The organism is Accumulibacter sp., from assembly GCF_023806625.1.
Classification (GTDB): domain Bacteria; phylum Pseudomonadota; class Gammaproteobacteria; order Burkholderiales; family Rhodocyclaceae; genus Accumulibacter.
The window spans coordinates 35928-48169 of record NZ_JAMTDX010000027.1 but is presented as its reverse complement, the minus strand read 5'-3'; the positions used below and the strand labels follow the sequence as shown (position 1 = coordinate 48169).

16 protein-coding genes are annotated in these 12242 nt (G+C 65.8%); 15 read left to right on the top strand and 1 reads right to left on the bottom strand.

The genetic code is table 11. The annotated features are described in order from the left end of the window. Positions 1–23 precede the first annotated feature (23 nt). From cysE to NFW05_RS05495, 13 genes are all read left to right on the top strand, one after another. Positions 24–776, top strand: coding sequence for a serine O-acetyltransferase (gene cysE / locus NFW05_RS05555; RefSeq protein WP_295303378.1), 753 nt, complete (start codon positions 24–26; stop codon positions 774–776). A 59-nt stretch (positions 777–835) separates the two neighbouring features. Then, positions 836–1327: a Fe-S cluster assembly transcriptional regulator IscR gene (iscR, locus tag NFW05_RS05550; protein WP_295303375.1), complete on the top strand. Its 492-nt coding sequence runs from the start codon at positions 836–838 to the stop codon at positions 1325–1327. A 167-nt stretch (positions 1328–1494) separates the two neighbouring features. Continuing rightward, complete coding sequence (locus tag NFW05_RS05545) at positions 1495–2652, top strand: cysteine desulfurase family protein (RefSeq protein ID WP_295303373.1); 1158 nt, start codon at positions 1495–1497, stop codon at positions 2650–2652. Between the two features lie 63 nt (positions 2653–2715). Next, positions 2716–3927 carry an IscS subfamily cysteine desulfurase gene (locus tag NFW05_RS05540; RefSeq protein ID WP_295303371.1) on the top strand — a complete coding sequence of 404 codons (1212 nt, stop codon included), beginning with the start codon at positions 2716–2718 and terminating at the stop codon, positions 3925–3927. A gap of 33 nt (positions 3928–3960) precedes the next feature. After that, positions 3961–4350, top strand: coding sequence for a Fe-S cluster assembly scaffold IscU (gene iscU, locus NFW05_RS05535; RefSeq protein WP_295303368.1), 390 nt, complete (start codon positions 3961–3963; stop codon positions 4348–4350). Between the two features lie 164 nt (positions 4351–4514). After that, positions 4515–4838, top strand: a complete 324-nt coding sequence (gene iscA / locus NFW05_RS05530) for an iron-sulfur cluster assembly protein IscA (protein ID WP_295303366.1) — start codon at positions 4515–4517, stop codon at positions 4836–4838. Between the two features lie 83 nt (positions 4839–4921). After that, positions 4922–5461, top strand: a complete 540-nt coding sequence (hscB, locus tag NFW05_RS05525) for a Fe-S protein assembly co-chaperone HscB (protein ID WP_295303363.1) — start codon at positions 4922–4924, stop codon at positions 5459–5461. Positions 5462–5516: 55 nt separating this feature from the next. Next, positions 5517–7418, top strand: a complete 1902-nt coding sequence (gene hscA, locus NFW05_RS05520) for a Fe-S protein assembly chaperone HscA (protein WP_295303360.1) — start codon at positions 5517–5519, stop codon at positions 7416–7418. Next, on the top strand, positions 7415–7756 hold the full coding sequence (fdx, locus tag NFW05_RS05515; protein ID WP_295303357.1) for an ISC system 2Fe-2S type ferredoxin: 342 nt from the start codon (positions 7415–7417) through the stop codon (positions 7754–7756). The genes hscA and fdx overlap by 4 nt, the downstream gene beginning before the upstream one ends. Further along, a complete protein-coding gene (gene iscX, locus NFW05_RS05510) occupies positions 7753–7947 on the top strand; it encodes a Fe-S cluster assembly protein IscX (protein WP_295303355.1) in 195 nt (64 codons plus the stop codon). The genes fdx and iscX overlap by 4 nt, the downstream gene beginning before the upstream one ends. After that, complete coding sequence (locus NFW05_RS05505; protein ID WP_295303353.1) at positions 7944–8333, top strand: DUF2237 domain-containing protein; 390 nt, start codon at positions 7944–7946, stop codon at positions 8331–8333. Before iscX ends, NFW05_RS05505 begins: the two co-directional genes overlap by 4 nt. Positions 8334–8632: 299 nt before the next feature. Continuing rightward, positions 8633–8857 (top strand): hypothetical protein, encoded by a 225-nt coding sequence (locus tag NFW05_RS05500; RefSeq protein ID WP_295303351.1) that lies wholly within the window; start codon positions 8633–8635, stop codon positions 8855–8857. Then, on the top strand, positions 8857–9012 hold the full coding sequence (locus tag NFW05_RS05495; RefSeq protein WP_295303349.1) for a hypothetical protein: 156 nt from the start codon (positions 8857–8859) through the stop codon (positions 9010–9012). Before NFW05_RS05500 ends, NFW05_RS05495 begins: the two co-directional genes overlap by 1 nt. Before the next feature lie 136 nt (positions 9013–9148). Here the strand turns inward: NFW05_RS05495 and NFW05_RS05490 are convergent, their stop codons facing one another. Further along, positions 9149–9427, bottom strand: a complete 279-nt coding sequence (locus NFW05_RS05490) for an ArsR family transcriptional regulator (RefSeq protein ID WP_295303347.1) — start codon at positions 9425–9427, stop codon at positions 9149–9151. A 461-nt stretch (positions 9428–9888) separates the two neighbouring features. On the opposite strand from NFW05_RS05490, the gene NFW05_RS05485 reads away from it, so the two are divergent. Together NFW05_RS05485 and typA are read left to right on the top strand one after the other, a co-directional pair. Then, positions 9889–10275: a group II truncated hemoglobin gene (locus NFW05_RS05485; RefSeq protein ID WP_295303345.1), complete on the top strand. Its 387-nt coding sequence runs from the start codon at positions 9889–9891 to the stop codon at positions 10273–10275. A gap of 85 nt (positions 10276–10360) precedes the next feature. After that, positions 10361–12220 carry a translational GTPase TypA gene (typA, locus tag NFW05_RS05480; protein ID WP_295303343.1) on the top strand — a complete coding sequence of 620 codons (1860 nt, stop codon included), beginning with the start codon at positions 10361–10363 and terminating at the stop codon, positions 12218–12220. The last annotated feature ends 22 nt before the right edge of the window (positions 12221–12242 follow it).

Here is a 12242-nt window from a genome sequence, read left to right as displayed (position 1 = left end):
CTGTTCCAAGGAACGCTCGATTCATGTTCGCTCGCCTGCGCGAAGACATCCAGTCGGTATTCGATCGTGACCCTGCTGCCCGCACCTTCTGGGAAGTGCTGACCTGCTACCCGGGAGTCCATGCGATGGTCTCGCATCGCCTCGCCCACTGGCTGTGGACGCATCGCCTGCGCTGGCTGGGACGCCTCGTCTCGCACCTCGGGCGATTCTTCACGGGCATCGAGATTCATCCCGGAGCGTGCATCGGGCGACGTCTGTTCATCGACCACGGCATGGGGGTGGTCATCGGTGAGACAGCGGTCATCGGCGATGACGTGACCCTGTACCACGGCGTGACCCTCGGCGGCACCTCGTGGAACAAGGGCAGACGCCATCCGACCGTCGAGAATGGAGTGGTCATCGGGGCGGGAGCCAAGGTGCTCGGGCCGATCACCGTCGGCGCGTCTGCGAAGGTCGGATCGAACGCCGTGGTCGTCAAGGACGTGCCCCGCGGAGCGACTGCGGTGGGCAATCCCGCGCGGATCATCGACGGCGAGCAGGCCCAGAAACGCGAGGAGAAAGCCGGGCAACTCGGCTTTTCGGCCTATGCGCTGGGTAGCGATCACGATGATCCGCTGGCCAAGGCGATCCATGGCCTGCTCGACCACGCGGTCGAGGTCGACCGGCGTCTTTCCCGCCTGCTCGGCAAGCTCCAGTCGGCCGGCGTCGAGGTCGATGCGGACCTGCAGGCCGCCGATTGCTTCGATCCGCAATACTTGAGTAAAATTGTTGACTAATAGCCAGCGACGGCTTATCCTTTATCAGGTTTTTCACCCATCAAGAAGAAGGAGGACGCATGAGACTCACGACCAAGGGCCGCTTTGCGGTCACCGCGATGATCGACCTCGCCCTGCGCTGCAGCGAGGGCCCGGTATCACTGGCCGGCATCAGCGAGCGCCAGAGGATTTCCCTTTCCTACCTCGAGCAACTTTTCGGCAAGCTGCGCCGCTACGGCCTCGTCGACAGCGTGCGCGGTCCTGGTGGGGGCTACTGCCTCGCGCGTCCGACGGGCGAGATGACGGTCACCGACATCATCCGGGCGGTCGACGAACCGCTCGACGCAACGCAGTGCGGCGGCCTCGAGAACTGCCGCGACGACGAGCGCTGCATGACCCACGAGCTCTGGGCCACGCTCAACGACAAGATGTACGAGTACCTGAGTTCGGTCACCCTCGCCCAACTCGTCGACCAGCAGATTCGGCGCAGCGGTGGACAGGTTGCCATCCTCCACGATACGCGGCGCAGCCGCGCTCGGCAGCGCAGCAAGGCGGCTGCGCTCGGAGGCTGAGCGACCGGCCGGTATGAAGCGGTTCCCGCCAGCCCGGGATGTGCGCTGCGGGCAGAATCGCGACGCGACAGATAGACGAGAGAGAGGGGGGAACCGAGCTGGTTAGCAGGACCACCGACGGGCCGAGCAGCGGACCGGTGAACGGCCTCGGAGGAGACTCGACGGCCATGCACTCGCCCGTCTATCTCGACCACAACGCGACGACACCGGCAGATCCGCTCGTCGTCGAGGCGATGCTGCCTTACCTCACTGCCCGGTTCGGAAATCCGTCGAGCCGCCACGAGTACGGGCGCACAGCGCGCCAGGCGATCGATGAAGCACGCCGCCAGGTCGCCGCTGCGCTGGGCGCGCACCCGACCGAGGTCGTGTTCACCAGTGGTGGTTCGGAAGCCAACAACCTGCTGATCAAGGGCGCTGCTGCGTGCCTCAGACCCGGCCTGATCGCGATCAGCGCGATCGAGCATCCGTGCGTGCTCAGGCCGGCCGAGCAGCTCGCCAGAAGAGGCTGGACCGTCGAGCAAATCGCCGTCGACGCGCTCGGGCGCGTCGAGGTCGGCGCTTTTCAGGAGATCATCGCCCGCAAGCCGAAAATCGTCTCGGTGATGATGGCCAACAACGAGACCGGGGTCGTCCAGGACGTCGAATGGCTCGCCGGAGCCGCGCGCAGGTCGGGCGCGTGGTTCCACACCGATGCGGTCCAGGCGGTCGGCAAGATCGCCGTCGACTTTCGCCGTCTGAATGCCGCAGGCGTGCATGCGATGACGCTTTCAGCCCACAAGATCGGCGGACCCAAGGGTGCGGCAGCGCTGATCCTCGACAAACGCGTCGACCTCGAGCCGCTGATCGCGGGAGGTGGTCATGAGCGCGGTCTGCGCTCGGGAACCGAGAACGTCGCCGCGATCGTCGGCTTCGGTGTCGCCTGCGAACTTGCCGTGCAGCGGCGTGTCGAAGCGTCTCGAAAGCTTCTCGAATTGCGTTCGAGGATCGAGACCGGTCTGCGGAGCCTCGGCGCCGTGCTCTTCGGTCAGGGTGCCGAGCGCCTGCCGAACACGGTCTTCTTCGCTTTCCCGGAGATCGACGGCGAGACGCTGGTCGGACAACTCGACCGTGCCGGTTACGCGGTTGCCAGCGGAGCGGCCTGCTCGAGCGCCAACCCCGAGCCTTCGCATGTCCTCAGGGCGATGGGCGTCCCGGCCGAGCTGGCACGGGGAGCGGTGCGCGCGAGCCTCGGTCCCGAGAGCCGGCCCGGAGACGTCGATGGCCTGCTCGCTGCCGTATGGCGAACGGTAGCCAGGCTCAAGGGGCTGGCTGCGGTCGCCGTCTGAGTCACGCGCCAGAAGAGAGCGCAGGATGCAACTGAAACTGTTCAACAACCCGGAGCCACAAGGATGCTGAAGCTGCCCATCTACCTCGACTATTCGGCGACGACCCCGGTCGATCCGCGTGTCGCCGAGAAGATGATCCCCTTCCTGGTCGAGAAATTCGGCAATCCGGCGTCGCGCTCGCACTCCTTTGGCTGGGAGGCGGAAGCAGCCTGCGAGGAGGCTCGTGAGGAGGTCGCCCGACTGGTCAACGCCGACGCGAAGGAAATCGTCTGGACCTCGGGAGCCACCGAGTCGAACAACCTGGCGCTCAAGGGGGCCGCCCAGTTCTACGCCAGCAAGGGCAAGCACGTCGTCACCGTGAAGACCGAGCACAAGGCGGTCCTGGACACCTGCCGCGAGCTCGAACGGCAGGGCTTTGCGGTGACCTATCTCGACGTGCTGCCCAACGGGCTGCTCGATATCGACAGCTTCAGGGCGGCGCTACGCCCGGAGACGATCCTCGTCTCGGTGATGATGGTCAACAATGAAATCGGCGTGATCCAGCCGATCGCCGAGCTCGGCGAGATCTGCCGCGAAAAGGGAATCATCTTCCACGTCGATGCGGCCCAGGCAACGGGCAAGGTGGCCATCGATCTGGCGACACTGAAGGTCGATCTGATGAGCTTTTCGGCGCACAAGACCTACGGCCCCAAGGGTATTGGCGCGCTGTACGTCCGGCGCAAGCCACGGGTCCGCCTCAACGCGCAGATGCACGGCGGCGGGCACGAGCGCGGCTTTCGCTCGGGCACGCTGGCGACCCATCAGATCGTCGGCATGGGTGAAGCCTTCCGTCTGGCGCGCATGGAGATGGGTTCGGACAACGAGCGCATCCGGATGCTCCGCGACCGCCTGCTGAAAGGGCTGTCGGACATCGAACACCTGTACGTCAATGGTGACCTCGAACACCGCGTGCCGCACAACCTGAACGTGAGTTTTGCGTACATCGAAGGCGAATCGCTGCTGATGGCCGTCAAGGACCTTGCCGTGTCGTCGGGTTCGGCCTGCACGTCGGCGTCGCTCGAGCCGTCGTACGTGCTGCGCGCGCTGGGGCGCGACGATGAACTGGCGCACAGTTCGATCCGCTTCACGCTCGGCCGCTTCACGACCGAAGAGGAAATCGATTTCGCGATCCGGCTGCTCCACGAAAAGATCGGCAGGCTGCGCGAACTGTCGCCTCTCTGGGAAATGGTCCAGGAAGGGATTGATCTCAACACGGTCCAGTGGGCGGCCCACTGACCGACAAGCGGCAAGAGCCCCGGGAGAAAGACGATGACATACAGTGTGAAGGTTCTCGATCATTATGAACACCCGCGCAACGTCGGTTCGTTCGCCAAGGACGAAGAAGGGGTGGCCACCGGGATGGTCGGTGCCCCGGCCTGCGGCGACGTGATGAAGCTGCAGATCAAGGTCGGCAAGGGGGGGATCATCGAAGACGCCAAGTTCAAGACTTACGGCTGCGGATCGGCGATCGCTTCCTCGTCGCTGGTCACCGAGTGGGTCAAGGGCAAGACGGTCGATCAGGCGCTGGAGATTCGCAATACGCAGATCGCCGAGGAGCTGGCCCTGCCGCCCGTCAAGATCCACTGCTCGATCCTCGCCGAGGACGCGATCAAAGCCGCGGTTGCCGACTACCGGAAGAAGCACGGCGACCCCGGCTGACGCGTCCGGGAACGCACGGCCGGTCAGGCTGTCCGAGTGCCGCCAGACGGCGAATCTGTCGCGAAGAAAGGCGGCAGCGAAGGGACGACCACGGCGACAGGTCGCCACGGCCATCCATCTACAACCACTTCACAGAGAACGGTTACGGCAAAGGGATTCTGGAAATGGCAGTAACGCTTTCCGAACGTGCGGCGAAACACGTCGCCAGCTACATGGTCAAGCGCGGCAAAGGGATCGGGTTGCGGCTCGGCGTGCGCACGAGCGGCTGCTCGGGAATGGCCTACCGCCTCGAATTCGCCGACGTCGCACACCCGGACGACGTCGAGTTCGAGTCGCACGGCGTGAAGGTGCTGATCGACGCGAAGAGCCTGCCGTATCTCGACGGAACCGAACTCGACTACGCGCGCGAGGGTCTCAACGAAGGGTTTCGTTTCAATAATCCGAACGTCAAGGACGCCTGCGGCTGCGGCGAAAGCTTCAGCGTCTGAGGCCGTGACGCAAGCTTGGCGAGCGAGCGACGATGTCTACCGCGATGTCCCCTGAGCCATCCCGACGGATCCTGGGCGAGACCATGCAACTGACGGACGACTTCTTCGCGCTGTTCGAGATGCCCCGAGCCTTCCGGATCGATCCGTCCGAACTCGAGCGTCGCTACCACGAGCGGCAGGCTCAGGTCCACCCGGACCGTTTCGCGAGTGCTGGCGACACGGAGCGCCGTCTTTCTCTGCAGTGGGCAACGAGGATCAACGAAGCCTATCAGACACTGCGCAGACCCCTGTCCCGGGCGAAGTACCTGCTGCAACTCGCGCAGCACGACATCGCCAGCGAGAGCAACCTGGCCATGCCCACGGACTTCCTCGTCGAACAGATGGAGTGGCGCGAGGCCATTGCCGAGGCGCGTGCGGCGGCGGATCATCATGGTCTCGAACATCTGCATCACCGGTTGCACCACGACCTGCAGGAGCGTTACGGCGAAGTCGCAGCGCTGCTCGACGACCGGCACGACTTCGCAGAGGCAGCCGACCGTGTCCGGCGACTGATGTTCCTCGAAAAGCTGCTCTTCGAGATCGACGAGGCGATCGTCGTCAGCGAAGAGCAGGCGAGCGGATGAAGCAGCCGGCGACGGGTCCCCATCAACCACAGCAAGATCGACGAACGCGTTCTCCATGGCCCTGCTCCAGATCGCCGAGCCCGGCGAGTCATCAGCCCCGCACGAGCACCGTCTCGCCGTCGGCATCGATCTCGGGACGACCAACTCGCTGGTCGCCACGGTGCGCAGCGGTCTGGCCGTCGTGCTCAGTGACGAACTCGGGCGTCCGCTGCTTCCCTCGGTGGTCCGCTATCTGACCGACGGGTCTGCGGAGGTCGGCTACGAAGCGCAGGCCAGGCAAGCGCTCGACCCGCGCAACACGATCGTCTCGGTCAAGCGCTTCATGGGCCGGGGCCTCGGAGACATCGCCCATCGCGAAAGCCTCCCCTACCATTTCGACGACGCTCCGGGAATGGTCCGTCTGCTGACCGCCGCGGGCAGGAAGAGCCCGGTCGAAGTGTCCGCCGAAATCCTCCGCGTGCTTCGCCTGCGCGCCGAAGCTGCGCTGGCAGGGCCACTGCTCGGGGCGGTGATCACCGTCCCGGCGTATTTCGACGATGCGCAGCGGCAGGCGACCAAGGACGCCGCCCGTCTCGCCGGGCTGCCGGTCCTGCGCCTGCTCAACGAGCCGACTGCGGCGGCGATTGCCTATGGGCTCGATAACGCCGCCGAAGGCGTCTACGCGGTTTACGACCTCGGCGGCGGCACTTTCGACATTTCGATCCTGCGGCTCTCCCGCGGCATCTTCGAGGTTCTCGCCACCGGAGGCGACTCGGCACTCGGCGGCGACGATTTCGACCAGCGGATCTTCTGCTGGATCATCGAGGCCGCGCGGCTCAAACCGCTGTCGGTCGAAGACGCGCGGATGTTGCTCACCCGGGCTCGCGAGGCCAAGGAGTATCTGACCTTCCATGGCTCGGCGCCGATCTGCGCGCGCCTCGACAGCGGTGAAGCCGTGGACCTGACGCTGAGCACCGAAGTGTTCACCGAAATCACCCGGACCCTGGTCGCCAAGACGATACAGCCGGTCAAGAAGGCGCTGCGCGACGCCGGGTTGTCGGTCGCCGATGTCAAGGGGGTGGTGATGGTCGGCGGCGCCACGCGAATGCCGCAAATCCAGCGAGCGGTCGGCGAGTTCTTCCGACAGCAGCCGCTGAACAACCTCGACCCGGAGAAGGTCGTGGCGATCGGCGCGGCGACCCAGGCCAACCTGCTCGCCGGCAATCGCGTCAGCGGTGACGACTGGCTGCTGCTCGACGTCATCCCGCTCTCGCTGGGTATCGAGACGATGGGCGGCCTCGTCGAAAAGATCATCCCGCGCAACTCGACGATCCCGGCAGCCCGCGCACAGGAATTCACGACCTTCCGCGACGGGCAGACGGCACTGGCGATTCATGTCGTGCAGGGCGAGCGCGAACTGGTCAGCGACTGCCGCTCGCTGGCGCGCTTCGAACTCCGCGGGATTCCGCCGATGGTCGCCGGAGCCGCGCGAATCCGCGTGACCTTCCAGGTTGACGCCGACGGTCTGCTCTCGGTCACCGCCCGCGAGCAGACCTCGGGGGTCGAAGCGAGCACTGTCGTCAAGCCCTCGTACGGTCTCTCCGACGACGAAATCGCCGGCATGCTCAAGGACTCGCTACTGCATGTCCGTGACGATGCCCAGCGTCGTGCGCTCAAGGAAGCGCAGGTCGAGGCACAGCGGCTGATCGAAGCCGTCCGCTCGGCGATCGACGCCGACGCCGAACTGCTGTCGGCCGACGAACTCTCCCGGATCCAGAACGAGCTGACGCGGCTGCAGGCGCTTTCGCTGAGCGACAGCCGGCGACAGATCGTGCTGGCCATGGACGACCTCGAGGCCGAGACCAAAGCCTTCGCCTCCCGACGGATGGACAAGTCGATCCGCCGCGCGTTTGCCGGGCGCAAGATCGGCGAACTCGACAGCCAGCTGACTGCCGAGAAGACCGGAGAAGCCGTGTGACCCAGATCGTCGTCCTGCCGCACGTCGAGCTCTGCCCCGAAGGCGCCGTTTTCGAGGCCCGTGCGGGCGAGTCGATCTGCCAGAACCTGCTCGAGAACGGCATCGCCATCGAGCACGCCTGCGAGATGTCCTGCGCGTGCACGACCTGCCACGTGATCGTCCGCGAGGGCTTCGCGTCGCTCGAACCATCGGATGAACTCGAGGACGACATGCTCGACAAGGCCTGGGGACTCGAACCGAATTCGCGCCTCTCGTGTCAGGCGCTCGTCGCCGACACGCCGCTGGTCGTCGAGATTCCCCGCTACTCGATCAACATGGTCAAGGAGGGCAAGCGATGAGATGGACCGAGATCGACGAGATCGCCGTCGAACTCTCGGAAGCGCACCCGGACGTCGATCCGCTGCGCGTGAACTTCGTCGACCTGATGAACTGGGTGCTCGCCCTGCCGGGCTTCGAAGAGGACTCGCGGCACTGTGGGGAGAAGATCCTCGAGGCGATCCAGCAGGCCTGGATCGACGAGCGCTCGTGAAACCCGATGATTCCGGAGGGCGCCAGCGCAACATCCTCGGCGGCATCCTCGGCAGCTGCAGCGAACGGCCGCTGACCGGCTTCTTCCGCGACGGCTGCTGCAACACCAGCGACGACGACCTCGGCAGTCACACGGTCTGCGTCGTCGTCACCGCGGAATTCCTCGACTTCTCCAAAGCTCGCGGCAACGATCTTTCGACACCCAGGCCCGAGTTCCGCTTTCCCGGGCTCAAACCGGGTGACCGCTGGTGCCTGTGTGCCGCCCGCTGGCGCGAGGCGCTGCACGCCGGCAAGGCACCGCGCGTCGTGCTCAATGCGACCAACGAAGCCTGCCTGCTGATCGTCGGCCTCGACGACCTCAAGCACCACGCCGTCGACCTGAACTGAGCGGCGCTCTGGCAGACGGACAGGAGACGACGCGCCCGCGCGCAGCAGTGCGCCGGCCAGAGCCGGATCGACAGAGAAGATCACCGCCGCCTGGTGAAACGGCGTCTTGCCGCTCGGGCTGACGCCACGCAAGTGGCCCGCTGCCGCCAGCTGCACGAGCGCTCCGGCGGTTTCGCCACGCTTGATTGCCCGGGGCCCAGCGACGCCTGCACATCCTCGTCGGCCCGACGGGCTGCGGACCCCGAGGACGAAGCGGACTTCGTCTCGGCGACCAGCGAAGTCGTCACCCGAACCAGTCGATGTTTCGTCGCGGCACGCAGGCGCGGATCACGCACGCGGTGGTCTTCGACGAGGCGCACCGCGCCGCTCGCCTCAAGCTGCTTCCGACGATGGCCAAGGAGTGCCGCAAGCACGGCCTGTCGTTCGTCGTCGCGTCGCAGGGGGCGAAGGATTTCGACTCGTCGTTGTTCCCGCGATGGCCAATTGCCTGGCGCTGCGCGTCAGCGCAACAGACGCGAAGCTGATGGCCAGGATCTTCGCCCCGTCGGACAAGGTCACGCCATCCGGCGACCGCATCAAGCAGGCCGACAAATTCACCGCCTGGTTCTACTCGGAAGGAATGCGGCTGCCGCTTCACGTCGCCCTGCACAGCGGTCAGACCGGCGGATCGGGTCGCTAACCGGCGATCATTGCGCGACCGGGGCCGATGCTTCTTCGACGCGCAGATCTCGAGAGAACGCCCTGCGGGCCGTCGAGCCGCTGTGCAGGCCGTCGTCTTCCTGCCGAACACCTTCCGCTGGTGACGGTCGGGCTGCTCAGAAGACGCCCGCTTCGCTGTCGTCTTCGCGCTTGGCCCCGCCCGGCTTCCGCCCGCGCGCCGGCGTCGGCGGGTCGCACGACAGGCGACAGCTGATTCCTTCGATCTTGCGTCCTTCGATGAAACGCGTCACCCGACAGCAGATCACGTCTCCCGAGGCGGCCAGCCGGGCGACTTGCTCTCGCAGCTCGGCGATCGGAATGTTGAGCACTTCGGCCATGTCGACGTCGAGCTGCTCACCATTGCTCCTCAGGAAAGCCACTATCGCTTCGGTCATCTGATTGCCCTCAAAGTTTCCCCGCCAAGTCGAGAAAGGTTCCCAGTTTGCCCGCTATCGGGCGTTCTGACAATTCCCGGGTCGCCCGAACGCATCGATCGGCAAGCGAAAGCGCCACCCCGGCCAGCCTCCACGGCGACGCCACCGCCCGATTCCGACGCCGTTCCGGCCCGATCATGCTGCATTGCAGCGCGGAAGAATTCTATAGCGGCGGGGGCTTCTGTCAACCGCCCTGCTGCGGCGCATCAAGCATTGCCCGACGAGCCGGGAAGAGGTTCGTGGCGGACAGTCCAGGATCCGGTGAACGGGTTGGCCAGGCACATCCGGACCCTGGTCATGGCCCAAGCGGAACAGGCTCGCGAGCCACCATGCCAGCCGACCGGACCACGGCAACGCGCCCCCAGCAGGACTTCTCCCAAGCGGCTAGAATGGCCCCCGGGTAATCTTGATCAGGACGAATCATGGCGGACCAGACGGCGTATCAGCTGATCGGTGGCCAAGCCACGCTCGGCGCGCTCTGCGACCGCTTCTACGAGTTGATGGACACGGTGCCGCAGTTCGCCGCGCTGCGCGCGCTGCACCCGGTCGATCTGCAGTCGTCGCGCGACAAGCTGTTCATGTTTCTTTCGGGCTGGCTCGGCGGACCGGACCTCTACGTTCAGAACGTCGGTCCGCCGATGCTGCGGCGCCGGCACCTGCCCTTCGCCATCGGCGTCCGCGAAAGGGACGAGTGGGTGGCCTGCATGTTCCTGGCCATGGAAGAGGTCGGAATCGAACCCGCGCTGCGCCAACGGCTCCTCGAGTCCTTCTTCGACACCGCCGATTTCATGCGCAACCGGCCCGGGTAATCGGCGCTCGCCTGCTGCGCCGCAGCAGGCGCCGCTTGCTGCTGTGCTAGAATGGGCGCCCGTTCCGCCGAGCCCCCCAGAAAGAATGTCCCGCGCCGTCCGCAACATCGCGATCATCGCCCACGTCGATCACGGCAAGACGACGCTGGTCGACAAGCTGCTGGTTCAGGCAGGCACCTTCGCCGCGCACCAGCATATCGGCGAGCGGATGATGGACTCGAACGAACTCGAGAAGGAGCGCGGCATCACCATCCTGGCCAAGAACCTGGCCGTCGATTACGCGGGCGTGCATATCAACATCGTGGACACGCCGGGGCACGCCGACTTCGGCGGCGAGGTCGAAAGGGTGCTGTCGATGGTCGACGGCGTCCTGCTCCTCGTCGATGCCGTCGAGGGGCCGATGCCGCAGACGCGCTTCGTGACCCGCAAGGCGCTGGCGCTGGGGCTCCGGCCGATCGTCGTGGTCAACAAGATCGACCGCGACGGCGCCCGACCCGACTGGGTCGTCGACCACACCTTCGACCTCTTCGACAAGCTCGGTGCGAACGACGAACAACTCGACTTCCCGGTCGTCTACGCCTCGGCGATCAATGGCTACGCGACGCTCGACCTGTCGCGACCGTCGCCGGACATGCGGCCGATGTTCGAGACGATCTTGAGCCACGTCCCGCCGCCGCACGCCGGCGACATCGACGGGCCACTGCAACTGCAGATCTCGGCCCTCGACTACTCAAGCTACGTCGGCCGGATCGGCATCGGGCGGCTGCAGCGCGGGCGGATCAGGCCCGGGCAGCAAGTCGTCGTCATGTACGGGCAGCCCGACGGCGAAGGCCGCTTCGAGCACGGCTTGCCGAGGAACGCCAAGCTGTCGCAGGTCTTCGGGTTCCGCGGTCTCGAGCGCGTGCCGATGAACGAAGCCGTCGCCGGCGACATCGTCCTGGTCACCGGGATCGACGACCTGGCGATCGGCTGCACGCTGACCGACGTCGAGCAACCCGAAGCGCTGCCGATGCTCAAGATCGACGAGCCGACGCTGAACATGAGCTTCATGGTCAACAACTCGCCGCTGGCGGGGAGCGAAGGCCGCTTCGTGACCAGCCGTCAGATCGGCGAACGCCTGCGCAAGGAACTGCTCACCAACATGGCGCTGCGCGTCGAGGAGACGTCCGACAGCGACACTTTCCTGGTTTCCGGTCGTGGCGAGCTGCACCTGACGATCCTCCTCGAAACGATGCGCCGCGAGGGCTACGAGCTCGCCGTCGGACGCCCGCGGGTGATCGTCAAGGAAATCGACGGCGAGCTCTGCGAGCCCTACGAACTGCTCACCCTGGACGTCGAGGACGGACACCAGGGACCGGTCATGGAGGCGCTCGGTTATCGGCGCGGCGAACTCCAGGACATGTCGTCCGACGGACGCGGCCGGGTCCGGCTCGAGTACCGCATCCCGGCCCGCGGCCTGATCGGATTCCAGGGCGAGTTCATGAACATGACCCGCGGCACCGGCCTGATGAGTCACGTCTTCGACGAGTACGCGCCGTTACGCGGCGAGATCCCCGGCCGACGAAACGGCGTCCTGATCTCCGGCGAGAAGGGCGAAGCGGTGGCCTACGCGCTATGGAAACTCCAGGAGCGCGGCCGGATGTTCGCGGTCCCCGGCGACCGGCTCTACGAAGGGATGGTCATCGGCATCCACAGCCGCGAGAACGACCTCGTGGTCAACCCGGTCAAGGGCAAACAGTTGACCAACTTCCGTGCCTCAGGATCGGACGAGGCGGTGCGCCTGACGCCGCCGGTCACGCTGACCCTCGAGTCGGCGGTCGAGTTCATCGCCGACGACGAACTCGTCGAGATCACCCCGAAGACGATCCGCATCCGCAAGCGCCTGCTCACCGACAACGAACGGCGCCGTGCGGCGCGTGAGGCCCAGCCGCCCGCGCCGCCATAGGCAGACGACCAGTCGACGCGCA